The organism is Luteibacter sp. CQ10, from assembly GCF_040900725.1.
In the GTDB taxonomy this organism is placed as follows: Bacteria; Pseudomonadota; Gammaproteobacteria; order Xanthomonadales; family Rhodanobacteraceae; genus Luteibacter.
On the sequence record NZ_JAEUYM010000003.1, the window covers coordinates 262129 to 288545 of the forward strand.

27 protein-coding genes are annotated in these 26417 nt (G+C 67.2%); 16 read left to right on the forward strand and 11 right to left on the reverse strand.

Annotation, left to right across the window (positions count from 1 at the left end; translation table 11 throughout):
- Positions 1–79: 79 nt before the first annotated feature.
- Genes JNG39_RS14135 through hisIE form a run of 9 tightly spaced genes read left to right on the forward strand, consistent with a single transcriptional unit; the run spans position 80 to position 7406 of the window.
- A complete protein-coding gene (locus tag JNG39_RS14135; protein ID WP_144909945.1) occupies positions 80–397 on the forward strand; it encodes a YerC/YecD family TrpR-related protein in 318 nt (105 codons plus the stop codon).
- The gene (gene hisG, locus JNG39_RS14140) at positions 394–1287 is read left to right on the forward strand and encodes an ATP phosphoribosyltransferase (protein WP_368312294.1); all 894 of its coding nucleotides are present in this window, start codon (positions 394–396) and stop codon (positions 1285–1287) included. The genes JNG39_RS14135 and hisG overlap by 4 nt, the downstream gene beginning before the upstream one ends.
- On the forward strand, positions 1284–2591 hold the full coding sequence (gene hisD / locus JNG39_RS14145; RefSeq protein ID WP_368312297.1) for a histidinol dehydrogenase: 1308 nt from the start codon (positions 1284–1286) through the stop codon (positions 2589–2591). The genes hisG and hisD overlap by 4 nt, the downstream gene beginning before the upstream one ends.
- Positions 2588–3652 carry a histidinol-phosphate transaminase gene (gene hisC / locus JNG39_RS14150; protein ID WP_368312299.1) on the forward strand — a complete coding sequence of 355 codons (1065 nt, stop codon included), beginning with the start codon at positions 2588–2590 and terminating at the stop codon, positions 3650–3652. The genes hisD and hisC overlap by 4 nt, the downstream gene beginning before the upstream one ends.
- Complete coding sequence (gene hisB, locus JNG39_RS14155) at positions 3649–4713, forward strand: bifunctional histidinol-phosphatase/imidazoleglycerol-phosphate dehydratase HisB (RefSeq protein WP_368312301.1); 1065 nt, start codon at positions 3649–3651, stop codon at positions 4711–4713. The genes hisC and hisB overlap by 4 nt, the downstream gene beginning before the upstream one ends.
- Positions 4710–5303, forward strand: coding sequence for an imidazole glycerol phosphate synthase subunit HisH (gene hisH, locus JNG39_RS14160; RefSeq protein WP_368312303.1), 594 nt, complete (start codon positions 4710–4712; stop codon positions 5301–5303). Before hisB ends, hisH begins: the two co-directional genes overlap by 4 nt.
- A complete protein-coding gene (gene hisA / locus JNG39_RS14165; RefSeq protein ID WP_368312305.1) occupies positions 5300–6043 on the forward strand; it encodes a 1-(5-phosphoribosyl)-5-[(5-phosphoribosylamino)methylideneamino]imidazole-4-carboxamide isomerase in 744 nt (247 codons plus the stop codon). The genes hisH and hisA overlap by 4 nt, the downstream gene beginning before the upstream one ends.
- Positions 6037–6807, forward strand: coding sequence for an imidazole glycerol phosphate synthase subunit HisF (hisF, locus tag JNG39_RS14170; RefSeq protein WP_368312307.1), 771 nt, complete (start codon positions 6037–6039; stop codon positions 6805–6807). Before hisA ends, hisF begins: the two co-directional genes overlap by 7 nt.
- Entirely contained in the window at positions 6804–7406 is a 603-nt protein-coding gene (gene hisIE, locus JNG39_RS14175; RefSeq protein ID WP_368312308.1) for a bifunctional phosphoribosyl-AMP cyclohydrolase/phosphoribosyl-ATP diphosphatase HisIE, read from the forward strand. Before hisF ends, hisIE begins: the two co-directional genes overlap by 4 nt.
- A 158-nt stretch (positions 7407–7564) precedes the next feature.
- Here the strand turns inward: hisIE and arsC are convergent, their stop codons facing one another.
- The 4 genes from arsC to JNG39_RS14195 form a co-directional block, all read right to left on the reverse strand.
- Entirely contained in the window at positions 7565–7900 is a 336-nt protein-coding gene (gene arsC, locus JNG39_RS14180; RefSeq protein WP_368312309.1) for an arsenate reductase (glutaredoxin), read from the reverse strand.
- Positions 7901–7902: 2 nt separating this feature from the next.
- Entirely contained in the window at positions 7903–9336 is a 1434-nt protein-coding gene (locus JNG39_RS14185) for a pseudouridine synthase (protein WP_368312310.1), read from the reverse strand.
- On the reverse strand, positions 9333–10184 hold the full coding sequence (gene scpB / locus JNG39_RS14190) for an SMC-Scp complex subunit ScpB (RefSeq protein WP_368312311.1): 852 nt from the start codon (positions 10182–10184) through the stop codon (positions 9333–9335). The genes JNG39_RS14185 and scpB overlap by 4 nt, the downstream gene beginning before the upstream one ends.
- 91 nt (positions 10185–10275) lie before the next feature.
- The gene (locus JNG39_RS14195; RefSeq protein ID WP_368312832.1) at positions 10276–11079 is read right to left on the reverse strand and encodes a ScpA family protein; all 804 of its coding nucleotides are present in this window, start codon (positions 11077–11079) and stop codon (positions 10276–10278) included.
- 378 nt (positions 11080–11457) lie between these two features.
- Between JNG39_RS14195 and dinB the strand changes: the two genes are divergently transcribed.
- Together dinB and JNG39_RS14205 are read left to right on the forward strand one after the other, a co-directional pair.
- Entirely contained in the window at positions 11458–12645 is a 1188-nt protein-coding gene (gene dinB / locus JNG39_RS14200) for a DNA polymerase IV (RefSeq protein ID WP_368312312.1), read from the forward strand.
- Between the two features lie 82 nt (positions 12646–12727).
- Positions 12728–13135 carry a PilZ domain-containing protein gene (locus tag JNG39_RS14205; RefSeq protein WP_247368155.1) on the forward strand — a complete coding sequence of 136 codons (408 nt, stop codon included), beginning with the start codon at positions 12728–12730 and terminating at the stop codon, positions 13133–13135.
- A 45-nt stretch (positions 13136–13180) separates the two neighbouring features.
- Here JNG39_RS14205 and JNG39_RS14210 read toward each other — a convergent pair whose 3' ends face one another.
- Positions 13181–14875, reverse strand: coding sequence for an AMP-binding protein (locus tag JNG39_RS14210; protein WP_368312313.1), 1695 nt, complete (start codon positions 14873–14875; stop codon positions 13181–13183).
- Between the two features lie 120 nt (positions 14876–14995).
- On the opposite strand from JNG39_RS14210, the gene JNG39_RS14215 reads away from it, so the two are divergent.
- Positions 14996–15430 carry a hypothetical protein gene (locus JNG39_RS14215; protein ID WP_368312314.1) on the forward strand — a complete coding sequence of 145 codons (435 nt, stop codon included), beginning with the start codon at positions 14996–14998 and terminating at the stop codon, positions 15428–15430.
- 211 nt (positions 15431–15641) lie between these two features.
- Here JNG39_RS14215 and acnA read toward each other — a convergent pair whose 3' ends face one another.
- Positions 15642–18386, reverse strand: a complete 2745-nt coding sequence (acnA, locus tag JNG39_RS14220) for an aconitate hydratase AcnA (RefSeq protein WP_368312315.1) — start codon at positions 18384–18386, stop codon at positions 15642–15644.
- Between the two features lie 213 nt (positions 18387–18599).
- Between acnA and JNG39_RS14225 the strand changes: the two genes are divergently transcribed.
- Entirely contained in the window at positions 18600–19541 is a 942-nt protein-coding gene (locus tag JNG39_RS14225; RefSeq protein WP_368312317.1) for a LysR family transcriptional regulator, read from the forward strand.
- Between the two features lie 89 nt (positions 19542–19630).
- Here JNG39_RS14225 and hflD read toward each other — a convergent pair whose 3' ends face one another.
- From hflD to JNG39_RS14240, 3 genes are all read right to left on the reverse strand, one after another.
- Entirely contained in the window at positions 19631–20257 is a 627-nt protein-coding gene (gene hflD, locus JNG39_RS14230; protein ID WP_368312319.1) for a high frequency lysogenization protein HflD, read from the reverse strand.
- 123 nt (positions 20258–20380) lie between these two features.
- On the reverse strand, positions 20381–21472 hold the full coding sequence (gene mnmA, locus JNG39_RS14235; RefSeq protein WP_368312321.1) for a tRNA 2-thiouridine(34) synthase MnmA: 1092 nt from the start codon (positions 21470–21472) through the stop codon (positions 20381–20383).
- Complete coding sequence (locus JNG39_RS14240) at positions 21469–21957, reverse strand: NUDIX hydrolase (RefSeq protein WP_368312323.1); 489 nt, start codon at positions 21955–21957, stop codon at positions 21469–21471. Before JNG39_RS14240 ends, mnmA begins: the two co-directional genes overlap by 4 nt.
- A gap of 123 nt (positions 21958–22080) precedes the next feature.
- Here JNG39_RS14240 and clpS point away from each other — a divergent pair, with 123 nt between their 5' ends.
- Both clpS and clpA read left to right on the forward strand, forming a co-directional pair.
- Positions 22081–22413, forward strand: a complete 333-nt coding sequence (clpS, locus tag JNG39_RS14245; protein ID WP_144909987.1) for an ATP-dependent Clp protease adapter ClpS — start codon at positions 22081–22083, stop codon at positions 22411–22413.
- A gap of 77 nt (positions 22414–22490) precedes the next feature.
- The gene (gene clpA / locus JNG39_RS14250) at positions 22491–24758 is read left to right on the forward strand and encodes an ATP-dependent Clp protease ATP-binding subunit ClpA (RefSeq protein ID WP_368312326.1); all 2268 of its coding nucleotides are present in this window, start codon (positions 22491–22493) and stop codon (positions 24756–24758) included.
- Positions 24759–24870: 112 nt separating this feature from the next.
- On the opposite strand, the gene infA is transcribed toward clpA, so the two are convergent.
- Both infA and JNG39_RS14260 read right to left on the reverse strand, forming a co-directional pair.
- The gene (gene infA / locus JNG39_RS14255; RefSeq protein WP_019466733.1) at positions 24871–25089 is read right to left on the reverse strand and encodes a translation initiation factor IF-1; all 219 of its coding nucleotides are present in this window, start codon (positions 25087–25089) and stop codon (positions 24871–24873) included.
- A 96-nt stretch (positions 25090–25185) separates the two neighbouring features.
- Complete coding sequence (locus JNG39_RS14260; RefSeq protein WP_368312328.1) at positions 25186–25461, reverse strand: polyhydroxyalkanoic acid system family protein; 276 nt, start codon at positions 25459–25461, stop codon at positions 25186–25188.
- Between the two features lie 127 nt (positions 25462–25588).
- Here JNG39_RS14260 and JNG39_RS14265 point away from each other — a divergent pair, with 127 nt between their 5' ends.
- The gene (locus JNG39_RS14265; RefSeq protein WP_368312331.1) at positions 25589–26362 is read left to right on the forward strand and encodes an FHA domain-containing protein; all 774 of its coding nucleotides are present in this window, start codon (positions 25589–25591) and stop codon (positions 26360–26362) included.
- The last annotated feature ends 55 nt before the right edge of the window (positions 26363–26417 follow it).

The following is a 26417-nucleotide window of genomic DNA, read 5'->3' on the forward strand; positions in this document are numbered from 1 at the left end:
GGCGCAATGACGTGTCAGCGCTTGCCACGGAAAGGTTGCAACGGTACGATGCGTTATCGTATTAACGCGTTAGTACACTATGAAGCGCCGCTCGATCGACCCCCAAACGCCCGATGGCTCGGCCGAGACCAGTCTCTGCGAGGCCCTGCTGGCACTTTCCTCCGTGGAGGAGATGCGCGCCTTCCTGCACGACCTCTGCACCCCGGCCGAGATCGAAGTCATGGTCGACCGCTGGAAGGTGGTGCCCTTCCTGCTGGAAGGGCGCTCCTACCGGGACATCCACGAACGCACGGCCGTGAGCATCACGACCATCGGGCGCGTGGCCCGCTATCTCAACCAGGGCAACGGCGGCTACATGGCCGCGGCCGCCCGCCGTAACGTCGAAGGTGCCGTATGAAGCCGCGTGATCGCCTGCGCATCGCCATGCAGAAGTCCGGCCGCCTTACCGAGCCGGCGCAGGAGCTGCTGGCCCGCTGCGGCCTGAAGTTCCGGCAGAGCCGCGACAAGCTGTTCTGCTTCGGAGAGGGTGAGCCGGTGGACCTGCTGCTCGTTCGCGACGACGACATTCCCGGGCTCATCGCCGAGGGCGTCTGCGACCTGGGCATCGTCGGTCGCAACGTGCTGCGTGAATTCCAGCTCTCCCAGCCCGAGGCGGGCGAGGGCCTCGCCGAACTGCGCCGCCTGGGTTTCGGCGGTTGCCGGCTGTCCATCGCCGTGCCCCAGGAAGACGGCTACGAAAGCCCCGCGCAACTGGATGGCCGGCGCATCGCCACGTCCTATCCCGGTTTGACCGGTGAATGGCTGCGTACGCACGGGGTGGACGCCAAGGTGGTGTACCTGGCCGGTTCGGTCGAGATCGCGCCGCGCCTGGGCACCGCCGATGCCATCTGCGACCTCGTCTCCAGCGGGGCCACGCTCATGGCGAACCAACTGCGCGAAGCGGCCGTGGTGTTCGAGAGCGAGGCGGTGCTCGCGGGCCACCGGGACATGCCCGCCGACGAACGCGGCGAGATCGCCGAGTTGCTGCTTCGCCGCCTCGACGGCGTGATCCAGGTGCGCGATTCGCGCCTGATCCTGTTGCAGGCCCCGCGCGATGCGCTCGACGACATCACCCGCCTGCTGCCGGGCATGCCCGTGCCCACGCTCACGGCCGTGGACGGTGCCCCCGACCAGGTGGTGGTGCAGGCGCTGTGCGCCGGCTCGGTGAGCTGGCGCCAGCTCGAAGACATGAAACGTGCCGGCGCCCGCGACATGCTGGTGCTGCCGGTGGAGAAGATGCTGGCATGAAACGGATCGACTGGAACGACCTCGATGACGCGGGGCGCGCCGCCGCGCTGGCTCGCCCGGCGCAATCGCGGGCCGTCGCATTGCGCGAGGGCGTGGAGACCATCGTTGCCGCCGTCCGCGCGCGGGGCGACGAGGCACTGCGTGAATTCACGGCGCGCTACGACGGCACCGCGCTGGATGCGCTGCACGTGCGCGACGATGAGTTCGCCGCGGCCGAAGCGCGCCTGTCGCCTGAACTGAAAGCCGCCATTCGCGAAGCCGCCGGGCGCATCGAGCGGTTCCATCGCGCCGCCGCGCCTACCCCCGTCGCCGTGGATACGGCACCGGGCGTGCGCGTGGAACGGATCCTGCGCCCCATTCGTCGCGTGGGCCTTTACGTGCCCGCCGGCGGTGCACCGCTGCCGTCCACGGCGATCATGCTGGGCGTGCCCGCCGCCATCGCCGGTTGCCGCGACGTGGTGCTGTGTACGCCGGTACAGGCCGACGGACGTTGCGACGACGCCGTGCTCTACGCGGCCAAGGTCACCGGCGTGCATCGCGTGTTCAAGCTGGGCGGCGCGCAGGCGATCGCCGCCATGGCCTACGGCACGGCATCGGTGCCCCGTTGCGACAAGCTCTTCGGCCCCGGCAACGCCTGGGTGACGGAAGCGAAATTGCAGGTCGCGGGCGATCCCGACGGCGCGGCCATCGACATGCCCGCCGGGCCATCCGAGGTGCTGGTGATCGCCGATGGCGATGCCGATCCGCGTTTCGTCGCGGCGGATCTTCTCTCGCAGGCCGAACACGGGCCCGATTCGCAGGTGCTGCTGGTCAGCCCGTCCGCCGCGCTGCTCGATCGCGTCGAGGGCGAAGTGGAACGCCAGCGCCGCGAACTGCCACGGGCCGACATCGCCGCCATGGCGCTCGCCGAAAGTCGCCTCGTGCGCGTGCGCGACCTGGCCCAGGCCCTCGACGTGAGCAATCGCTACGCGCCCGAGCACCTGATCATCCAGACCGCCGATCCCCGCGCACTGCTCGACGGCGTGGAATCGGCCGGCTCGGTCTTCCTCGGCGACTGGACCCCCGAGTCGCTGGGCGATTACTGCAGCGGCAGCAACCACGTCCTGCCCACCTACGGTTACGCGCGCAGCTACAGCGGCGTGTCCGTGGCCAGCTTCCAGAAGCAGGTGACGGTGCAGGAGGCCAGCGCCGAAGGCCTGCGCGCCATCGGCCCCTGCGCCGCCACGCTCGCCGCCGCCGAACAACTCGAGGCGCATCGCCGCGCGGTCACGCTGCGCCTCGCCGCCATGGATGCCGTCGCATGAGCGTGCTCGACCTCGCCCGTGAAGACATCCGCGCCATGGCGCCGTACTCGAGCGCGCGCATGGAAGCGTCCGGGGGCACCGTGCTGCTCAATGCGAACGAATCCTCGCGCCCACCGAACATTCCCGGCGGCGACGGACTCAACCGTTATCCCGATCCGCAGCCACGCGCCCTGGTCAATGCCCTGGCGGAGCTGTACGACAGCGATGCCTCGCGCGTGCTCGTCACGCGCGGCAGCGACGAGGCCATCGACCTGCTCGTGCGCGCGTTCTGCCGGGCCGGCCGCGATGCGGTGCTGATCTCGCCGCCGACGTTCGGCATGTATGCCGTCAGCGCACGCATCCAGGGCGCCGCCGTCATCGAATCGCCGCTGGAACCATCGGGCGCGCTCGACGCGGATCGCCTGCTCGCGGCGGTCACGCCCGATACGCGCCTGGTCTTCGTCTGCACGCCGAACAATCCCACGGGCAACCTCGTGGACATCGCCACGCTGCGCCGTCTCGCCACCGAACTCGCCGGGCGCGCGGTGCTGGTGGTCGACGAGGCCTATGCCGAGTTCAGCGGCGCACGAAGCGCCGCGACGCTGATCGACGAATTCGACAACGTGGCCGTGTTGCGTACGCTGTCCAAGGCCTGGTCGCTCGCGGGAGCGCGCATCGGCACGTTGATCGCGCACCAGGACGTGATCGGCCTGCTGCGCCGGATCATCCCGCCGTATCCCTTGCCGTCGCCCTGCGTCGACGCGGCGCTGGCCGCGCTGTCGTACGAGGGCCGTCGGCTCCAGCGCCACCACCTCCAGGAAATCCTCGGCGAACGTTCGCGCATGGCCGTCGAACTGGCGCGCCTGCCCGGCGTGCGCGAGGTATTGCCCTCGCACGCCAATTTTCTCGCCGTGCGTTTCGACGACCCGGCGGGCACGTACCGGCGCCTCTACGCGGCGGGCATCGTCGTGCGCGACATCACGAGGTACCCCGGCCTGGGCGATGCCTTGCGCATCACCGTCGGGACCGGCAACGAAAACGACCGCGTGCTCGCGGTGCTGAGGGCGGGAGTGCCGGCATGAGCCGCAAGATCCTTTTCGTCGATCGCGACGGCTGCCTGATCGAAGAACCGGCCGACCAGCAGATCGACAGTTACGAAAAGCTGGCGCTCATGCCGGGCGTCATCGCCGCGCTGCAGCGTTGCGTCGCCGCCGGTTACGAGCTGGTGATGGTCACCAACCAGGACGGCCTGGGCACGCCGTCGTTTCCGCAGGCGTCCTTCGATGGCCCGCATGAACTGCTGCTGCGCATCCTCGCTTCGCAAGGCATCGGCTTCCGCGAGCAGCTGATAGACCGCAGTTTTCCGCACGAGAACCTCGACACGCGCAAGCCCGCCACCGGTCTTGCCCGCCATTGGCTGGCCGACGACGGCTGGAGCCGCGCGCAGTCGGCGATGGTGGGGGATCGCGAGAGCGACATCCGCTTCGCCGAGAACATGGGCGTGCGCGGCTTTCGCGTCGGCCCCGAAGGCATGGACTGGGCCGCCGTCGCCCACGCCCTGCTCGATGCGCCGCGCACCGCCGAGGTCGTGCGGCGCACGAAGGAGACGTCGATCCGTGTCGCCGTCGATCTCGACCGCGTGGCCGAGCCCCAGGTCCGCACGGGGCTCGGCTTCTTCGACCACATGCTCGAACAGATCGGCAAGCACGGCGGATTCGCGATGCAGCTGACGTGCGACGGCGACACGCACATCGACGAGCACCACACCATCGAGGACTGCGCGTTGGCACTGGGCCAGGCATTGAGGCAGGCGCTCGGCGACAAGCGCGGCATCGGGCGCTACGGCTTCGCCTTGCCGATGGACGAGAGCGCCGCGCGTGCCGAGCTGGATCTCTCCGGTCGGCCTTACTTCGTATTCGAAGGGACGTTCCCGCGCGAACGCGTGGGCGACGTGCCGACCGAACTCGTGCCGCACTTCTTCCGCTCGCTCTGCGAAACCCTCGGCGCGAACCTGCATCTCACCGTCCATGGCGAAAACGCCCACCACATGGTGGAGGGATGCTTCAAGGTGGTCGCCCGCACGCTGCGCCAGGCCATCCGTCGCGAAGGCGCCGAGTTGCCCAGCACGAAGGGCAGCCTGTGAAGCGGGTGGTTCTCGTCGACGCGGGCGGCACGAACATCGGCTCCGTGCGCTATGCCCTGCAGCGCCTGGGGACGGACGCGGAACTCACCTCCGACGCCGCGCGGATACGCGCGGCCAGTCATGTGATCCTCCCTGGGGTAGGCGCGGCCGCGCCCGGCATGCGGCGCTTGCATGACGCCGGCTTGGTCGAGGTGTTGCGTGGACTGACCCAGCCCGTGCTCGGCGTATGTCTCGGCATGCAGCTGTTGTGCGAGCGTTCGGAAGAGAGCGACACCGAATGCCTCGGCCTCGTGCCGTCCACCGTTCGACGCTTCGTCGATCGGCCCGGCCTGCGCGTGCCCCACATGGGCTGGAACCGCCTGCATCGTGACGTGGACCATCCGCTCACGAACGGGCTGGACGACGCGGATACCGCCTACTTCGTACACAGTTATGCCGTGCCCGCCGGCGATTACACCCTTGCATCGAGCGAGCATGGCGAGCGCTTTTCCGCCGTCATCGCCGCCGGCAATTTCATGGGCATGCAGTTCCACCCGGAGCGTTCGGCCGGCGTGGGCGCCCGGCTCCTGCGGAATTTTCTCTCGCTATGACGTTACCGATTCCCGCCATCGATCTTCGCGACGGCAAGGTCGTGCGCCTGTTCAAGGGCGATTACGATCGCCAGACCACGTTCGACGTGGACCCGCTCGTGCTCGCCAAGCGTTATGCCGATGACGGCGCCGCCTGGTTGCACGTGGTGGACCTCGACGGCGCGCGCACGGGCCGCTTCGAAAACCTGGTGACGCTCGGCAGCATCGCGGCCGCCGGGACGTTGCGGGTCCAGGCCGGAGGAGGCGTTCGCGACGAGGAGGGCGTACTCCGATTGCTCGATGCGGGCGTGAGCCGCGTCGTCGTCGGCAGCGTCGCCATCCGCGCGCCGGAAACGGTGGCGGGCTGGATGGCCCGGTACGGTGCGGATCGCATCGTGCTGGCGCTGGACACCCGCTTTCGGGACGGCGCATGGACCCTCCCCAGCGCGGGCTGGACCGCCGACGAGACGCGCACGCTCGACGAACTCCTTCCGTTCTATGCGGACGCCGGTGCGAGGCATCTGCTGTGCACCGACATCGATCGCGACGGCACCATGACCGGCCCGAACGTCGAGCTCTACGATCACGTGGCGCGCATCGCGCCGTCCTTCGAGGTCCAGGCCTCCGGAGGCGTCCGTTCGCTCGACGACATCGAGGCGCTGGCGTCGCGCGGGCTGTCCGGCGTGATTCTCGGGCGCGCGCTTCTGCAAGGCGAATTCACGGTTGCGCAGGCGCTGGCCGTCGCGGGGGTGTCATGCTGAGCCGTCGCATCGTGCCCTGCCTGGACGTGCGCGACGGCCAGGTGGTGAAGGGCGTGCGTTTTCGCGACCACGTGGTGGTCGGCGGCATCGTCGAACTGGCGCTGCGTTATCGCGACGAAGGCGCGGATGAGCTCGTGTTCTACGACATCACGGCCAGCCCCGAAGGACGCCGCGTCGATCGTGACTGGGTGGAGAAGGTGGCCCGCGAGATCGACATTCCCTTCTGCGTGGCCGGCGGCATCCGCAGCGTCGAGGACGCGCGCGAGGTATTGCATGCCGGCGCCGACAAGGTCTCGATCAATTCACCCGCGCTGGAACGACCGGCATTGATCGGCGAACTGGCCGAGGCCTTCGGCGTGCAATGCGTGGTGGTGGGCGTGGACAGCCTGCGCGACGACGACGGCGAATGGCGCGTGCGTCAGTACACCGGCGATCCGTCGAAAACCCGTGCATTGCGCCAGCGTACGCTGGACTGGCTCGTGGAAGCGCAGTTGCTCGGCGCCGGCGAGATCGTGCTCAACTGCATGGGCACCGACGGCGTGCGGCGCGGCTACGATATCGAACAGCTGCGCGCGGCCCGCGCGCTTTGCCGCGTGCCCCTGGTGGCCTCGGGAGGCGCCGGAACGGCGGCGCACTTCGGCGACGTGTTCGACGATGCCGACGTCGATGCCGCGTTGGCCGCCAGCGTGTTCCATTCCGGCGAAATCGCCATTCCCGCCCTGAAGCGCGAACTGCGCGCGCGGGGCATCGAGGTACGCGCATGAGCGAGATACATCCCGACTTCGCCAAGGGCGATGGCCTGGTACCGGCCGTGGTGCAGCATGCGCGCACCGGCGAGGTGCTGATGCTGGGTTACATGGACGCCGAGGCGCTGGCGAAAACGCGTCAAAGCGGGCTGGTGACGTTCTACAGCCGCAGCAAGCGGCGCTTGTGGACCAAGGGCGAAACCTCGGGCGACACGCTGTCGTTGGTGGATGTCCGGCAGGACTGCGACGCCGATACCTTGCTCGTTCGCGCGTTGCCTGCCGGGCCGACCTGCCACACGGGCACGTCCAGTTGCTTTGGCGACGACGTCACGCCCGCGCTGGGCTTCCTGGCGGAACTGGATGCGTTGGTGGCATCGCGCCATGCGGAGCGGCCGGAAGGCAGCTATACGACCCGACTGTTCGAAGGCGGCATTCGCCGCATGGCGCAGAAAGTGGGCGAGGAGGGTGTGGAGACCGCGCTGGCCGCCGTGGCCGAAGACGACGAGGCTTTGCTCGGCGAAGCGGCCGATCTGGTGTTCCACCTGATGGTGGTGTTGCGTGCGCGAGGGCTCGGTTTCGAACAGGTCGCCCGAAAGCTCGCCTCGCGGCATCGCTGAGCATTCGCCGATGCGATCGGCTCCCACCCCTTCGGTAGCAAGATCTTCCATCATCCTGCTAACGAGGGTGGGACCCGATCGTAAACAAGGTTTTTCGTAGCTCTGCTACCGAAGGGGTGGGAGCCGATCGCATCGGCGAATGCACGCTCGCGATAGCGTCAGAGAATCGCGAGCACCGCTTCAGGCGGCCGCCCGATGGCCGCCTTGCCGTCGTGGATCACCACCGGCCGCTCGATCAGTTTCGGCATCGCCACCATCGCGGCGATCAATGCGTCGCGCGAGGCATCGGCCGACACGGAGGCGTATTCCGCCTCACCCCTGCGCATCAACTCGCGCGGTCCGATGCCGAGCATCGTCAGCACGGCATCGATCTCGGCCGCCGAAGGCGGCGTTTTCAGGTACTCGACCACGGCGGGCTCGAGCCCCCGCGCCTGAAGCAGCGCCAGCGTCTCGCGCGACTTCGAACAACGGGGGTTATGCCAGATCGCGAGCACGCTCAGAAGTTGCCGCCGCGATTACCACCGCCACCGCGGTTGCCGCCGCCGGGACGACCGCCACGGTTGCCGCCGCCACCGGCCGGACCACCACGGCCCTTGCCGCCCGAGCCGCGATTGCCGCCGGCGCGGTTCGGGCCGCCCATGCGGTTGCCGCCGCCCGACGGACCGCCCGCGCGGTTGCCGCCCTGGCCCATGGCGCGATTACCGCCACCCTGGCCCTGGCCCCCGCGGGGTCCGCGGTTGCCGCGGTTGCCGGCGGTATTGCCGTTGGCATTGCCCTGGGTGTTGCCGCCACCGGTGCGGCTGTCGCCGGCGAACCAGGTGCGCATGGCCGGAAGCTCCTGGCCCGGCGCCACGGCGCGTGCGCGGCGCGGCTTGGCCGGGCGCTCCGGACGGGCCACGTTGCCGTTCACTTCACGCCCCGGCTTGCGCGGGCCGCCACGGCCGCCCCGGCCGCCACGCGGATTGTCGTCGCGGATGCGGTCGAACGCGGTCAGTTCGCGGGCCTCGTCGTGACGCGCCGAACTCCAGCCGCCGGCGGTGCTCTTCTCGGGGCGGTACTCGGTGACGTGACGCGGCGCGCGGCGCTGGTGAACGACGGCATTGAGGGTGAGCACCGGCGCGGGGGCGCCGAGGCCGGAACGCTCGCGCAGTTCCTTGATGGCTGCTTCGTCGAGCGATTCGCAATCGCCGCGGCGCAGGGCGCGGGGCAACTCGACGCTGCCGTAGCGGATGCGCTTGAGGCGGCTGACGAGGAAACCCTGCGAGTCCCACAGGCGGCGGACTTCGCGGTTACGGCCTTCGCGGATGGTGACGCGGAACCAGCTGTGGCTGCCGCCGCGGCTGATGACGCCGATCTCGTCGAAGCGGGCCGGGCCGTCTTCCAGTTCCACGCCGGCCTTCAGCCGCTCGATGACCTCGTCGGGCACTTCGCCGTGCACGCGGCACAGGTACTCGCGTTCGAGGCCGCTCTTGGGGTGCATCAGCGCGTTGGCGAGTTCGCCGTCGGTGGTGAGCAGCAGCAGGCCGGTGGTGTTGATGTCGAGGCGGCCCACGGCGACCCAGCGCGCACCCTTCAGGCGCGGCAGCTGTTCGAACACGGTGGGACGGCCCTCGGTGTCTTCGCGGGTGGTCACCACGCCCTCGGGCTTGTGGTAGACCAGCACCTCGGCGTCGCTGCGGCTATCGGTGGCCACGACGAACTGCTTGCCGTCGAGCACCACGCGGTCGCCCGCATGCACGCTCGAGCCGATGGTGGCGGCGGTGCCGTTGACTTCGACCTCGCCGGCCTGGATGCGCTGCTCGAGCATGCGGCGCGAGCCGAGGCCCGCGTTGGCCAGCACCTTGTGCAGGCGCTCTTCGAGCTGCTGGTTGTCGTCGGGGCGTTCGCCGCCGCGCTTCAGGGAGAGTACGGATCGTTGGGGCGCATTCATGCGCGTGACTCCTCGGTGTCTTTCTCGGCGCCGTCGCTGTCTTCGTCGTCGGCGCGCGTGGTGTTCTCTGCCTCGTCGGCAGTGGGGGATGCCGCGGCGACGTCGTCGCCGGCAGGCCGTTCGGTTGCCGGTTCGTCCTCGCCCGGAAGGGCGGCGGATGCCTCGGCGGTGGTGTCGTCGGACGCGCCGGTCGGGGCCGGGGCGTCGTCGTCGGATTCGGTGGTGTCGCCGGCCGGGTCGGTGTCGACGTCGTCGGGCAGGGCCGCGCGGGCCGGCGCGGGTTCCGCGTCGCCGTCGAGGCGCAACTGCGGGTTGATGTCGTCGAGGTCGCGGATTTCGGACAGAGGCGGCAGCGCGTCCAGCGACTTCAGGTTGAAGTAATCGAGGAAGGCGCGGGTGGTGCCGAACAGCGCGGGCTTGCCCGGCACGTCACGGTAACCCACCACGCGGATCCATTCGCGCTCTTCCATCGTCTTGATGATGTTGGAAGACACCACCACGCCACGGATCTGCTCGATTTCGGGGCGGGTGATCGGCTGGCGGTAGGCGATGAGCGCCAACGTTTCCAGCAGGGCGCGGGAGTACCGGCTCGGCTTCTCGGCCCACATGCGCGACACCCATCCGTGTACCTCGCGACGGACCTGATAGCGCCAGCCGGAGGCGACCTCGACCAGTTCCACGCCGCGGCCTTCGCAATCCGCCGCCAGCGACGCCAGCGCCGCGGCCAGTTCGTCGCCGCCGATGTCCTCGTCCTCGCCGAAGAGCCCCTTCAGCTGCAGGACCGTCATCGGCTGGGTCGACGCCAGCAGCGCCGCTTCCACGATGGGTTTGAGTTGTTCGGGTTGCATAGGCCTTTCGATGTGCCACGCCATGGCGCGGATGGGTTTCACGAAAGCGCCGCATCGGGCGGCGGGTTGCTTGCAGGCCCTCGACGGGCCTTCAGGCGAGCAGTTCGTCCTGCTCGCCCTCCGTGCGCACTTTCGTACGCAGGTAGATCGGGCCGAGGGCTTCCTCCTGCACGATCTCGACGAGCATTTCCTTGGCGAGCTCCAGCATGGCCAGGAAGGTGACCACGACGCCGAGCCGACCTTCGCTGACGTCGAACAGCGTTTCGAACCGGTGGAACGTATTGCCGCCGAGTGCCCCGAGCACTTCGCCCATGCGTTGGCGGACGCTGAGCGGTTCGCGCTGGATGGCATGGTGCGTGAACAACTCGGCGCGGTTGAGCACGTCCTTGAGCGCGAGCAGCAGTTCCTTCAGGTCGAGCGGCGGCGGTACGCGCACCACGTTGTGTTCGCCGACGAAGGCGTGCACCACGGTGGTATCGCGTTCCAGGCGCGGCAGTTCGTCGATGTCCTGCGCGGCCTTCTTGAAGCGTTCGTACTCCTGCAACCGGCGCACCAGCTCGGCGCGCGGATCGTCCTCGAGGCCTTCCTCCGCCGGGGGGCGGGGCAGCAGCAACCTGGATTTGATTTCCGCGAGGATCGCGGCCATCAGCAGGTATTCCGCCGCCAGCTCCAGGCGCATCACCTCACGCATCATCCCGATGTAGTCCATGTACTGCCGGGTGATCTCGGCGACCGGGATGTCGAGGATGTCGAGGTTCTGCCTGCGGATCAGGTAGAGCAGCAGGTCGAGCGGCCCTTCGAACGACTCGAGGATGACTTCGAGCGCATCCGGCGGGATGTACAGGTCTTGCGGCATCTGCAACACAGGCTGCCCGCGCACGAGCGCCAGGGGCATTTCCTGTTGTTGCGGCACGCCAGCGAAAGCGTCGCGTGGTGTTTCGAGGACCTGAACTTCGGTTGTCTCGTTAGTCATCGGCACACGTCAGAAGGGCCGCGGGAGCGGCCGGGAACGCAAGCAACCATCGATGCCGTCCGGCGGCTGCACCGCCTGGGTCCGGCATGCCACGCATCGTCGCCGACGAGCGGAAGGCACACGCTGAACACCCCGGAAGGGTCAATACCCGTGAAGGAACGACGAGTCCGCCACGTTCGGTCCACGTCCACGGACCGACAGGGCGCGGCGCCCGAATAAGTTCACCCGATGACACACAGAGTATCGCCTGGGCCCGCCCAAGTCCAGCGCGCCCAGGGGCCGATCCGGCACAATAGGCCCATGCAGCCGGCCCAGCGAGCCATCATTCATGTCGACATGGACGCCTTCTACGCGTCGGTGGAGGAGCTGGACGATCCCTCGCTGGTCGGAAAGCCGGTCATCGTGGCCGGGCTGGGACGCCGCGGCGTGGTGTCCACGGCCAATTACGAGGCGCGCAAATACGGCGTGCGCTCGGCCATGCCCACGGCCGAGGCGCGGCGGCGCTGCCCGGGCGGGGTATACATCTTTCCCCGTCACGACCGGTACAAGGCCATATCCGACGTGGTCTTCGATGTATTCGCGCAGTTCACGCCCACCATCGAGGGACTGTCGCTGGACGAGGCCTTTCTCGACGTCTCGGCGAGCTTAAGGCTTTTCTCATCCATCGAAGTCATCGGGCGCCGGATCAAGGACGACATCCGTACGAGGACCGGACTGAACGCATCGGTAGGCATGTCCCATAACAAGCTGCTGGCCAAGCTGGCCAGCGAACTGTCCAAGCCTGACGGTTTCCTGGTCATCCGGCCCGACGACGTACGCGGGTATCTCGAGCCCCTGCCGATCGGACGGATGTGGACGGTCGGCAAGGTGGCTGAGGAGGCCCTGCAGAAGATGGGCATACGCACCATCGGCGACCTCCTGCGTGCCGACGACTGGCGCCTGCACAAGGCGGTGGGGGCGCGTCATGGGGCGCAGCTGCGGGCGCTTTGCCGGGGCGAGGATGCCCGACCGGTGGTGGCCGAGGCGGCCGAGGTCTCCATCAGCGCGGAATGGACGTTCGAAACCGACCTGGACACCCTGCCGATCGCCGAGGCCTGGCTGCTTCGCCAGTGCGAGCGGGTAGGGGCCCGGGCGCGGGCGAAAGGTCTGGAAGGTCGCACGGTGTCGGTGAAGCTCCGCGAGCCGCCCTTCGTCACCCATAGCCGCCAGGCCCAGCTGCCCGTGCCGGGCAACGCCACGCCGGCGATCTATGCCGTGGCACGTCGCTTGCTTGACTTGTGGTGGAACCAACATCCCCGGCCGAGGTTGCGCCTGCTCGGCGTGTCCTTGTCGGGGTTCGATGCCCGGTACGGCGACGAGCAACAGGACATGTTCGCCGCGCCAGCGTCGGAAAAGCGCCCCGATGGCGTCCAGGACAGCATCAACCAGCGCTTCGGCGCCGGGGCGCTGGTCCGGGCGGGGGTGCTGAAAACGCGTGGTAAGGAGTGACCCGGCAGACGGTGTCAGCCGCCTCGTACTGCGCTAATGTGTCGCTAAGTGACACGGAACGTAAGTTTTGCGAGGTGCGGTCATGTCGATCGCTAACGAGGACAAGGCACCGGGATGGGTGGAAGAGCTGATGTTTCCTGACAAGGCCACCGCGCAACAGGCGCATGAGCGCCATGCACGCATGAAGGTGCCTGCCGCCGTGCTCATGAGCCGGGGGCACGAGGCCTTTTCGACCGACCTGATCGACATCTCGGCCACGGGCGTGCTGCTGAAGCGCCCCCAGCGCTGGAGCGGTGCCGTGGGCCAGGTATGGATACTCGACGTCGTGTTTGCCCACGACCTGCACATCAACATGGAGGCCGAGGTGGCCCGCGCCTCCGCCCGTCAGATCGGGCTGAAGTATTCGCTCATTCCCGAGGAGAAGCAGGCTCCGCTGTGGGAGCTGCTCGGGGGCTATGCCGATACGCTCGAGGCGTGGCACGAGGAGTGAGTGGCGGGAGCGGACCGTGTCCGCGAATCCCGCGAAGCGACGGCCTCAGGCCTTGGCGGCCTTCTTCTTCCTTTCCTCGTCGCGTAGCTCGCGACGGAGGATCTTGCCCACGTTGCTCTTGGGCAGCGCATCGCGGAATTCGATGTGCTTGGGCCGCTTGTAGCCGGTGAGGTTTTCCCGGCAGTACTCGCGCAGGGCCTCTTCGGTGAGCGAGGGGTCCTTTCGCACCACGAAGAGCTTCACCACCTCCCCCGAATGCTCGTCGTCGACGCCCACGGCGGCCACTTCGGCCACGCCCGGGTGGTGCATCACGGTGGCCTCGATCTCGTTCGGATACACGTTGAAGCCCGACACGAGGATCATGTCTTTCTTGCGGTCGACGATGAACGCCTGCCCCGAGGCATCCATCTTCGCGATGTCACCCGTGCGCAGCCAACCGTCGTCGGAAAGCACCTTGGCGGTTTCCTCCGGCTGCGCCCAATAGCCCTTCATCACCTGCGGGCCGCGGATGCAGAGCTCGCCCTCTTCGCCGATCGGCAGGGGATGGCCCTGGTCGTCGCGGATCTGCGCATCGGTGTTGGGAATGGGGTAGCCGATGGAGCCGGTGTAGTCGGTGATGTCCACGCGATTGGCGAACGCCACCGGCGAGGTTTCGGTGAGACCGTAACCCTCGATGATCGGACGGCCGGTGACCTTCTTCCAACGCTCGGCCACCGCGCGTTGCAGCGCCATGCCGCCAGCCATCGCCAAATGCAGGCGGGAAAAATCGACCTGCTCGAAACCCGGCGTGTTAAGCAGGCCGTTGAACAGGGTGCTCACGCCCGTGATGGCGGTGAACGAGGTTTTCTTCAGCTCCTTCACGAAACCGGGCATGTCGCGCGGATTGGTGATGAGCACGTTGAGGCCGCCCAGGCTGGTGAAGATGAGGCAATTCACCGTGAGCGAGAAGATGTGGTACAGCGGCAGCGCCGTGATGATGACTTCCTCGCCCGGCGTGGCGTGGTTCGCCACCCACGGGCGCGTCTGCAGCATGTTGGCGACCATGTTGCGATGGGTGAGCATCGCGCCCTTCGCCACGCCCGTCGTGCCGCCGGTGTACTGCAGGAAGGCGAGATCGTCGGGGGCGACGTCGACCTTGGGCATCGCGTGATGGCGGCCGCGGGCGAGGGCATCCTTGAAGCGAACCGCCTTGGGCAGGTCGTAAGCGGGCACTTCCTTGCGGATCGACTTCACCACGAAATTGATGATGGCTCCCTTGGGAAAGCCGATCAGGTCGCCCACGGCGGTGGTGACGATGTGCTGCACCTTCGTGCCGTCGAGCGCCTTCTGCGCGGTGGAGGCAAAGTTGTCGAGCACGACCAGCACCTTGGCGCCGGAGTCTTCCAACTGGTGGTTCAATTCGCGCGGCGTATAGAGCGGATTGGTGTTGACCACCGTGAGGCCGAGGCGAAGGGCACCGAACAGCGCGATGGGATACTGCAGCAGGTTCGGCAGCATGATCGCGATGCGATCGCCTTTCTTCAGTCCCAGTTCGCCCGAGAGATATCCGGCGAAGGCCTTCGACAGCTCGTCGATCTGGCGGTAGGTGAGCGTGTGACCGAAATTCCGGAACGCGGGGTGGTCGGCGAATTTCGCGAAGGAATCTTCGCAAAGCGCGGCAACGGATCGGAAGGTGTCGATGTCGACTTCCGCCGGTACGCCGTCGGGGTAATGATCAAGCCACGGACGCTCGGTGCTCATGGATGGGATGGACTCCAGTGGTGACGGTCACACGGCCTGCCGTCGTAAGCTCGCGGCATTGGAGCATACGCGCGCGTATAGCGGCAAGCCGCATTGCAACGTCGTTTGTAGGGGGAAACCATGCGTTTCGTTTTGCGAATTTTCTTGGTGCTCATGATCGCGGCCGGGCTTGCCGGATGCCATCGCACGGCCGACGAGGCGCAGGTGCGCGAAGCGATTGCCGCCTCCCTGTCGGCCGCCGAAGCCGGTCATGCCGGTGACGCGGTGAATGCGCTCAGCGACGGTTTCGACGGCAACGTGGGCCAGCTCGACAAGCGTGGGCTCGGGAACCTCATACGGGTATTGGCGTTTCGCGGGCGGAAGATCCACGCGCTGACGGGGCCGGTGTCGGTCGAGCGGCGCGGGGAGCGCATGATCGCCACGTTCACGGTGACCTTGGCGGCGGGCTCGGGGCTGCTGCCAGACGATGCCGGCGCGTATCGGGTGGAGAGCGGGTGGCGGAAGGAGGATGGGGAGTGGCGGTGCTTTACGGCGACGTGGAGCCGGGCTCTGTAGGAACCCGTAGGTTGGAGGTCGCGAAAACCGCTTGCCCGGCGCTAGGTTCCCCTGCTTTCGCAGGGGCAGGCTTTGCGTGCCTGGAACGACGGATCGAAATCTTGTAGCTCGTCGCTCCCGCGTACGCGGGAGCCCAGCGCCTTGCACCCGGTTGTCGCGAATCGGCGATGCGGCCCAAAAAGAAGCCCCGGAATCCCGGGGCTTCTTCGTCTTACGCCGCCTTCGCCAGCGAGCGAAGCACGTACTGCAGGATGCCGCCGTGGCGGAAGAACTCGCGCTCCTTCGGCGTCAGCAGCAGCACCTTCACGGTGAACTCCTTGACCGAACCGTCCGGACGCGTGGCCTTGACCGTGGCCGTCTTCGACTCGCCGCCGTTGAGGCCGGTGACGTCGAAGGTCTCGTCGCCCTTCAGGCCGAGCGTCTGCGCGTTCTCGCCGTCCTGGAACTGGCAGGGCAGCACGCCCATGCCGACCAGGTTCGAACGGTGGATGCGCTCGAAGCTCTCCGCGATCACGGCCTTCACGCCGAGCAGCAGGGTGCCCTTGGCGGCCCAGTCACGCGACGACCCCGTGCCGTATTCCTTGCCCGCGAGGACGACCAGCGGCGTGCCGTCGGCCTTGTACTTCATGGCCGCGTCGTAGATGGCCATCTGTTCGCCGGTGGGGATGTACTTGGTGTAGCCGCCTTCGACGCCGTCGAGCATCAGGTTCTTGATGCGGATGTTGGCGAAGGTGCCGCGCACCATCACGTCGTCGTTGCCGCGACGCGAGCCGTAGGAGTTGAAGTCCTTCGGCTCCACGCCCTTGGAGATCAGGAAACGGCCCGCCGGGCTGTCCTTCTTGATCGAACCGGCCGGCGAGATGTGGTCGGTGGTGATCGAGTCGCCGAAGATGCCCATGGCGCGCGCGCCGTGGATGTCTTCGATGGTGCCGGCTTCGGCGGCCATGCCGTCGAAGTAGGGCGGGTTCTTGATGTAGGTGGAATCGTCCCAGGCGTAGGTCTGGCCGTCCGGCGAGGCGATCTGGTTCCAGCGGCTGTCGCCCTTGAAGACGTCGGCGTAGCTGTCCTTGAACATCTGCGGGGTGATGGCGCCGGCGATGAGATCAGAGATCTCCTGGTTGCTCGGCCAGATGTCCTTCAGGTACACCGGCTGGCCGTCGCTGCCCGTGCCGATGGCGTCCTTCGTGAGGTCGATGTTCAGCGTGCCGGCGAGGGCGTAGGCGACCACCAGCGGCGGCGAGGCCAGGTAGTTCATCTTCACCTCGGGATGCACGCGGCCTTCGAAGTTGCGGTTGCCCGAAAGCACCGACGCCACGGCGAGGTCGCCCTCGGCGATGCCCTTGCTGATCTCGGCCGGCAGGGGGCCGGAGTTGCCGATGCAGGTGGTGCAGCCGTAGCCGACGACGAAGAAGTTGACCTTCTCCAGCTCGGCGAGCAGGCCGGTCTTCTTCAGGTACTCGGTGACCACGAGCGAGCCCGGTCCGAGCGAGGGCTTCACCCACGGCTTGGAGGTGAGGCCGCGGGCGGCGGCCTTCTTCGCCACCAGGCCGGCGGCGAGCATCACGGCCGGGTTCGAGGTGTTGGTGCAGGAGGTGATCGCGGCGATCACGACCGAGCCGTCGTTGATGCGGAACGACGCGCCGTCCTTCTCCACCAGCACGCCTTCGTCGTTGATGCGGTTGGCTTCGTTGCCATTGGCGGTGCCGCCGCCTTCGTTCTCGAGGCGGGCGATGTCGCCGTTACGCGGCTTGCGGTTGGCGGTGAGCGGGCCGACCGCGTCGAGGAAGCTCTGCTGCACGCCTTCGAGCAGCACGCGGTCCTGCGGACGCTTCGGACCGGCGAGCGAGGGCTTGACGTCGCCCATGTCGAGTTCGAGCACGGTGGTGAATTCCGGCTCCGGCGAGTTCGCGTCGTGCCACAGGCCCTGGGCCTTGGCGTAGGTTTCCACCAGCTTGATCTGGGCGTCGTCGCGACCGGACAGGTGGAGGTAGTTCAGGGCTTCCTGGTCGACCGGGAAGATGCCGCAGGTGGCGCCGTATTCCGGGGCCATGTTGGCGATGGTGGCGCGATCGGCCAGCGGCAGGTTCTGCAGGCCGTTGCCGAAGAATTCGACGAACTTGCCCACGACGCCGAGCTTGCGCAGCATTTGGGTGACGGTGAGCACGAGGTCGGTGGCGGTGACGCCTTCGGACAGCTTGCCGGTGAGGCGGAAGCCGACGACCTGCGGGATCAGCATGGACGACGGCTGGCCGAGCATGGCGGCTTCGGCTTCGATGCCACCCACGCCCCAGCCCAGCACGCCGATGCCGTTGATCATCGTGGTGTGCGAGTCGGTGCCGAACACGCTGTCGGGATAGGCGAACGATTCGCCGTTCACGTCGCTGGTGAACACGACGCGGGCGAGGTTTTCCAGGTTGACCTGGTGGACGATGCCCGTGCGCGGCGGCACCACGGCGAAGTTGTTGAAGGCCTTCTGGCCCCAGCGCAGGAAGGAGTAGCGCTCCTGGTTGCGCTCGAATTCGATCTCGACGTTCTTCTCCAGGGCCGACTCGGCGCCGAAGGCGTCGACCTGCACGGAGTGGTCGATGACCAGCTCGGCCGGAACCAGCGGATTGATGCGCTTGGCGTCGCCGCCGAGCTTCACTACGGCGTCGCGCATGGCGGCCAGGTCGACCACGCAGGGCACGCCGGTGAAGTCCTGGAGGACCACGCGGGCGGGCATGAAGGAGATTTCGGTATCCGGCTCGGCCTTGGCGTCCCACTTGGCGACGGCCTCGATTTCCTTCGCGGTGACGTTCACGCCGTCTTCCTGGCGGAGGAGGTTCTCCAGCAGGATCTTCATGGAGTAGGGCAGGCGCTTGATATCGAACTTGTCGCCGAATTTGGCCAGGCTGGCGATGGCGTGGCGCTTGCCGTTGACTTCGATACTGTCTCGGACCGAGAACGAGTCTTTCATGCTGTACTCCTGGCGTGGCGTTCTTTAGCTGGGGAGGCCTGACGGGCCCGGGCGGACCGTCAAAGCGGGGATTATCGCGCAGTCTGCGACCGGTATGCGACCGCCATGAGACCGGAGGACGGCTACAATGCCCGTTCCAGGGCGCACGCCGCGCGAAAATCGGCGGCAAAAGGATGAGGGCGGCGGAGAATGGGCGCAAACGCATTTGATGGCATGCAGCGTTCGATGATTTCGATGGCCCTGTCCTCGGTGTCGCTGCGCGACCTCGCCCTGGTCCAGGCCGTCGCCCGCGAAGGCAGCTTCAACAGCGCCGCCCGGGCCATGTACATCAGCCCGTCCGGCCTCTCCCACCAGGTGCAGAAAGTGGAGCAGGCGCTGGGCGTGCCGCTGTTCGAGCGCGGCGGCCGTCGCGTGGTGGCCACGGCCAGCGGCCAACGCCTGCTCGGATACATCGACGCCGTGCTCGCCGCCGCCGAGCACCTCGAACAGGCGGCCAGGGTGGGCGACGTCGCCTTCGGCGGCGAATTGCGACTCGGGGTGCCCTCGACGCTGGGGCCCTACCTGCTGCCTCACGTGATCGAGCCGTTTCCCCAGCGTTTTCCCGGCACGCGCCTGACGATTTCCGAGGGCAAGCCGCGCGGGCTGCTGCGGCGCCTGGGGGAGGGTGAGCTGGACGCCGTGCTGGCGCCGCCGAGCGCCGCCTCGACGGGGCTGGACTCGGTACCCCTGTTCTTCGAACCCTACGAACTGCTGTTGCAGAAGGGCCATCCGCTGGCGGCACGGCCGTCGATCGCGCTTGCCGAACTGGATGCCGCCGATGCCACGCTGATGGCGGAGAGCCATGGCAGCGGTGTGTCCGACCTGGGCATGACGGGCATGGCGCGGCCCGAACGCATCCAGGACCTGAGCATCGAGAGCCTCGCCACCCTGGTGGCCCTGCGCGGCGGCTATTCGCTCGTGCCGATTCTCGCCCACGAGCGATTGGGGTCGATTCCCAACGTGGTGCTGGCGGCGGTGGAGGGCGCGCGGCCGGGGCGGCATATCGCCTTGTACTGGCGTAGTGCCACCCCATGGCGGGAGGATTTGCTGGGGTTTGCCGATTTGTTGCGGACGCTGGCGGGGACGATTCCCGGACTGGACGCCGCGGCGACCTGATTCGCCGATACGATCGGCTCCCACCCCGTTGGTAGGAAGTTCTCTACCGAAGGGGTGGGAGCCGATCGTATCGGTGAATCAATCTCGCCTCAGAGCCCGTTATCGAGCGTCGACCCGGTCAGCAGCCCCCGGGCCAACATCGCGCACTGCTTGCGATAGAAAAGAATCTGCCACTGCCGTCCGCCGACCTGGCGCCACAGCACCGCCGAACGTACCGCGGCCAGCAACGCGGCGCGCACGCGGTCGACGTTGGCCTTCTGCTGGAGATGGGTCGGGTTGCCGGTGACCATCACGCGCGGCTTGAGCGTGGACAGCGTGCCGGCATACAGCTCGGCAAGCCGAGCCGAGACGTTGGGATGGTCGATCCCGAAATGCTCCACCTGCCGTTGCGCCGAGACGATGCCTTCCTGCAGGCGGTCGAGCAGCGCGCGGTTGCGCGACAGCGAGCGCTCCAGGCGCAGCACCGTCACGGCCATGCGCATCACCGCGATATCGCGGGTGCTGTCCTCGAACTGCGCGACGAGCGTGCGCAGCCCGCGACGTACGCCGCTCACGCCGCCGTACACGGCCGCCACCGAATCGGCGTCGATGCGAAACACGCTGGCGAGGCTGGCCTCGTAGGCTACGTCGTCGCAACGGCCTTCGGTGGCCAGTTGCTGGGCCAGGGCGGCGCCCTGGAAGACGCCGGCGAGGGCGAGCACGCGTTCTTCGTTCATTCGTTGGGCTCGGGAATGCATCGGGATAAAGGCAGATCGCGGGAGCCGGCCAGGGCGGCGATAAGCGCCGCCGTGACCTCGCATTGCCGGCGACGTCGGCTCCCGCACGAGGTCCCGGAAAGGTTACAGGCCGCCATACGGTGCATCCGTGGCGGCAATCACGGCACCCCCGAGGCACGCCTCGCCGTCGTAGAGCACCACCGACTGGCCTGGGGTGACGGCACGCTGCGGTTCATCGAACACCACGCGCAAGGTGTTTTCGCGCACGTCCACCGTGCAGGCCTGATCCTCCTGCCGGTAACGCGTCTTGGCCGTGCAGCGGAACGACGGGGCGGGTGGTTCACCCGACACCCAGGTCGCGTCGGTGGCTTCCAGGCGATGCGACTGCAGCCATGCGTTCTCGCCGCCCTGGGCGACGATCAACGTGTTGGCGGCGACGTCCTTGCCCACCACGTACCAGGGGTCGTTCGACGCCCCCGCGCGACCGCCGATGCCCAGTCCGTTGCGCTGGCCCAGCGTGTAATACATCACGCCCTGGTGCTCGCCGATGACCCGGCCCTCCGGATCGACCATCGCGCCGGGTTTCGCCGGCAGGTAGTGCGACAGGAACGACCGGAAGTCGCGTTCGCCGATGAAGCAGATACCGGTGGAATCCTTCTTGGCGTGCGTGGCGAGGTTTGCGTCGCGGGCCATCGCACGTACTTGCGATTTCTGGATCTCGCCGACGGGAAACAGCGTGGCGGCGAGCTGGTGCTGGCCGAGGGCATGGAGGAAGTAGCTCTGGTCCTTGCCCGCGTCCACCGCGCGCAGCAGGCGATACCGCCCGTCGCGCAGGTCCACCCGCGCGTAATGGCCCGTGGCGATCTTCTCCGCCCCCAGGGCCTGGGCGTGCTCGAGGAAGGTCTTGAACTTGATTTCGCGGTTGCAGAGCACGTCGGGGTTCGGCGTGCGGCCGGCCGCGTATTCGGCCAGGAAGTAGGCGAACACGCCGTCCCAGTACTCGCCCGCGAAGTTGCGCGCATGGAAGGGGATGCCCAGGCGTCCGCAGACGGCCACGGCGTCCTTCCTGTCGTCGTCGGTGGTGCAGGGGCCGGAGCGGTCGTCTTCTTCCCAGTTCTGCATGAACATGCCTTCCACCTCGTGGCCGGCCTGCTGGAGCAGCAGGGCCGCCACGGAGGAGTCCACGCCCCCGGAGACGCCGAGGATCACCTTCACGGGCACGCCCCCGGCAACAGGCTGGCGACGGTGTCCAGCGGCAGGCGCCGGCCGTCGAGCCAGGCATCGATGGTGTCGAGGATCAGTGGGCTGCGCAGGCGCGGCCCCAGGGACCGGATCTCGTCGCGGCGCAGCCAGAGCGCGCGGCGGATGCCGGTATCGAGCGTGCGCGCCGGATCGTGGGCGACGGCGTGCCCGCTGAAGGCAAAGCGCAGCACCTGCTCCCCGTGCTCGGGGCTCATCCATTGCCAGGTGCCGAGGAAGGCGTCCAGCGCGATGGTGTGGCCGGTTTCTTCCAGCGTTTCACGCACGGCGGCGGCCTGCAGCGTCTCGCCGGGATCGAGGTGCCCGGCGGGCTGGTTATAGGCAAGCTCGCCGAAGACCTCTTCCTCCACCATGAGGAAGCGGTCGCCGCGCGCGACGACGCAGGCCACCGTCACGCGGGGGCACCAAACGTTTTCGGCCTGGGGGGCTGGGGATGACATCGGTCGAATGGGGGATGAGCTCTGGAAAACGGCCTATTGTGCCATTACCTGTGGGTATCAACCCCGAAACCGGTCCGGTGGCGGGTGTATATAATCGAATCGCGTACCTAAGGTTCTTCTTAAATGTCCCAGGAACACGAACACGATCGGGAAAGCGACCGCGGGCATGGGCTCGCGCTGGAGACCACCCGCCCGGAGACGGCGAAGCCTCCGCTCTTCCAGGTCGTTTTGCTGAACGACGACTTCACCCCCATGGATTTCGTGATCGAGGTGTTGCGCAGCTTCTTCGGCATGGACCAGGAGAAGGCGGTCCAGGTGATGCTCCACGTCCACACCCGCGGAAAAGGCGTGTGCGGCGTGTTCACCCGGGAGGTGGCAGAAACCAAGGTGACACAGGTCAACGAGTACTCACGCTCTCATCAACACCCGCTGTTGTGCACTATGGAAAAGATGTAACCAGTCCCCCATCTGGGATACATGCGGCACCCACAAGGGCTTGACCCCGCCGCCCACAGCTATCGGAGACGGTCCGTATGTTCAGCAAGGATCTCGAAGTCACCATCGGGCACTGCTACAAGCAGGCCCGCGAGCAGCGCCACGAATTCATGACCGTGGAGCACCTTCTGCTCGCCCTTACCGAAAACACCTCCGCCCTGGCCGCCCTGCGCGCCTGCGGCGTCGACCTTCCGCGCCTGGCCGCGGACCTGCAACGGATCATCGCCGAGACCGTCCCCGTCCTTCCCGCCGGTGACGAACGCGACACGCAGCCCACGCTGGGTTTCCAGCGCGTGCTCCAGCGCGCGGTCTACCACGTGCAGTCGTCGGGCCGTAAGGAAGTCACCGGCGCCAACGTGCTGGTGGCCATTTTCGGCGAGAAGGACTCCCACGCCGTGTACTTCCTGCACCAGCAGGAAATCACCCGCCTGGACGTGGTCAACTACATCTCGCACGGCATCGCCAAGATCAGCGACGAGTCGTCGTCGGTCGCGCCGAGCAACGACCGTGACGGCGAGGACGGTGGCGAGGGCAAGGGCAACCCGCTCAGCGAGTACGCCTCCAACCTCAACGAGCTGGCCATCCAGGGCAAGATCGACCCCCTGATCGGCCGTCACGACGAGGTGGAGCGCACCATCCAGGTGCTCTGCCGCCGCCGCAAGAACAACCCGCTCTATGTGGGCGAGGCCGGCGTGGGCAAGACGGCCCTGGCCGAGGGCCTGGCCAAGCGCATCGTCGAAGGGCAGGTGCCCGAGGTGCTCGAAGACTGCACCATCTGGTCGCTCGACCTCGGTGCGCTCGTGGCCGGCACCAAGTATCGCGGCGACTTCGAGAAGCGGCTGAAGGCGGTCATCGGCCAGCTCAAGAAGCAGCCGAACGCCATCCTGTTCATCGACGAGATCCACACCATCATCGGTGCGGGCTCCGCGTCGGGCGGCACCATGGACGCCTCGAACCTGATCAAGCCCATGCTGGCCTCCGGCGAGCTGCGCTGCATCGGTTCGACCACGTTCCAGGAATTCCGCGGCGTGTTCGAGAAGGACCGCGCCTTGGCCCGCCGTTTCCAGAAGATCGACGTGGTCGAGCCCACCGTGGCCGACTCCATCGAGATCCTGCGTGGCCTGAAGACCCGTTTCGAGGAGCATCACTCGGTGGAGTACACCGGCGAAGCCCTTCGCGCGGCGGTGGACCTCTCGGTCAAGCACATCCCTGATCGCCTGTTGCCGGACAAGGCCATCGACGTCATCGACGAAGCCGGTGCCCGCCAGCGCCTGCTGCCGGAAGACGAGCGCACGGGCAAGGTCGACGTCGCCGAGATCGAGTTCATCGTGGCGAAGATGGCGCGCATTCCGCCCAAGCAGGTATCGGCTTCGGATCGTGACGTGCTTCGCAATCTCGAGCGCAACCTGAAGATGGTGGTGTTCGGCCAGGACGGCGCGATCGAGGCGCTGGCCTCGTCGATCAAGATGGCGCGTTCGGGTCTGGGCGATCCGTCCAAGCCGATCGGCAGCTTCCTGCTCGCCGGCCCCACGGGCGTCGGCAAGACGGAGGTTACCCGTCAGCTCGCGATGCAGCTGGGCATCGAGATGGTGCGCTTCGACATGTCCGAATACATGGAAGCCCACTCCGTCTCGCGCCTGGTCGGCGCCCCCCCGGGCTACGTCGGTTTCGACCAGGGCGGCCTGCTCACCGAGCAGATCACCAAGCATCCGCACTGCGTGCTGTTGCTCGACGAGATCGAGAAGGCCCATCCGGACGTCTACAACATCCTGCTGCAGGTGATGGACCGCGGCGTGCTCACGGACACCAACGGTCGCGAGGCGAACTTCAAGAACGTCATCATCGTGATGACGACGAACGCCGGCGCCCAGCTGGCTTCGCGCCGCGGCATCGGCTTCGTGAAGCAGAACCACGCCCCGGACGCCATGGAAACCATCCGCCGCCTGTTCACGCCGGAGTTCCGCAACCGCCTGGATGCCATCATCCAGTTCAACTCGCTGGACTTCGACCACATCCTGCGCGTGGTGGACAAGTTCCTCATCGAGCTGGAAAGCCAGCTGGCCGAGAAGAAGGTCAGCGTGGACGTGAGCCCGGAGGCCCGCCGCTGGTTGGCCGAGCACGGCTTCGATCCGCAGATGGGTGCCCGTCCGATGGCCCGCGTGATCCAGGACAAGGTCAAGCGTGCGCTCGCCGACGAGCTGCTCTTCGGCAAGCTGGCCGAAGGCGGCAAGGTCACCCTGTCGGTGGAAGGCGACGATCTGCACGTGGAAACCGAGTCGGCGGAGCCGGCCACGGCCACGGCGTAAACCGGGGAACGAAAGGGGCCGCCCTGCCGGCCCCTTTCGCGGGAAATACAGCCACAAAAAAGCCGCGGCATGCCGCGGCTTTCTTTTTTTATGAAGCGGCGCCGAAGCGCGCTTACTTCATACGGTAGGTGATCCGGCCCTTGGTCAGGTCGTAGGGGGTCATTTCGACCTTCACCTTGTCGCCTGTGAGGATACGGATGTAATGCTTGCGCATGCGACCGGAGATATGGGCGGTAATGACGTGCCCGTTCTCGAGCTGCACGCGGAACATGGTATTGGGCAGGGTTTCCTGAACCGTGCCTTCCATTTCGATGACGTCGTCTTTTGCCATGTGTTCCGGGTCGGATGGGTGGCCGGAGTGGCCGCATAAGTCCCGTATTATGGCATACCCCGGCTACCCGGGGCCACCCGTCCGGGCGAAAGGGGTTCAGGCGAAGTGTTCGTCCAGCTTCTTCCGGATCTCGCCCTCGATCATGCCCTTCATGGCCGATAGCAGCATCCCCAACTCGGCGGTCACGTGCACGTCGCTGTCGGACACCGCGATGGCGCCTTTCACGCCCGAACCGGCGAACGCATAGGCATCGCCTTCCCACCCGCCTTTCGTGCCGAACTTTTCGCTCATGCGGGCGGCCACCTTCTCGACCACCGCGCGGGCCTCGGGGAGGGTCTTGCCATGAGGACGGCGGATGTCGATCTTGGCCATGGGTATTCCGATGAAAGGATGAATCACACAGTTTAGCAGCCACGTTGGGCGACGATCACGACACCTTTACGTTTCAATCAGATACTGCAACCTGCTAAAGTCATGTCGTCAACGTCCCGGTTTCCCCATGCGTATCGAATTCGTCAGCTCGGCTCGAGGTGATTTCCACTGGTCACGCCCCGTGCTCACGATCGGCCGTTCCGAGGAAAACGACCTCGTGGTATCCGAGGGGCAGGTCGCGCCGCGTCACGTGCGCATCCATCACGACCGCCGCGGCCTGGTGCTCGAGGTGGTGCCCGACGCCGGGAAGGTCTACGTCAACGCGCGTCCGGTACGCGAATGGGCGCTGCTGCGTTCCGGCGACAGCCTCGCCCTGGGCGAATGCCGGATGCTCATCCGTGACGATACCGACGTCGATGCCCGCGAATCCGTGCCCCCGAACGAGGCTCGCTGCACGGCCGCCCTGCGTCCGGTGGCGGGACCCCTGTCGGGTCGCGTCGTGCCGATCGGCGACCGCCTCGAGCTGGGTGCCACCCATGGCGCGCTGCCGCTCGAATTGCCCGGCAACGACGCGGCGCTGCTCGGACTGGCCTGGGACGACGACGAACTCGTTCTCGACGCATCCCGGGTGCCGGCCCGCCACGCCACGCGCGTGAACGGCGTCACCGTGGTGCGGGCCGTGCTCCAGCCGGGCGACCAGATCGGCATCGCCCATCATCGTTTCGTGCTCGATGCGCCCGGTTGGGCGGCGGAGCCCGTGCTGGCGCCGCCCCCCTCCGACGTGCCGCTCGAAGCCGCCAACGATGAGTCCGGCGGCGCCCGCGGCGACGTCTGGTGGCTGATCGTCACGGCCGTCCTGCTCGCCATCGGTATCGCCGCCGTCCTGTTCGTGCGTCTCTAGCACGCCGTTGCCACATTTCGGACAGGGTCCGCTCCCATCCGGCTCGCGCATAATG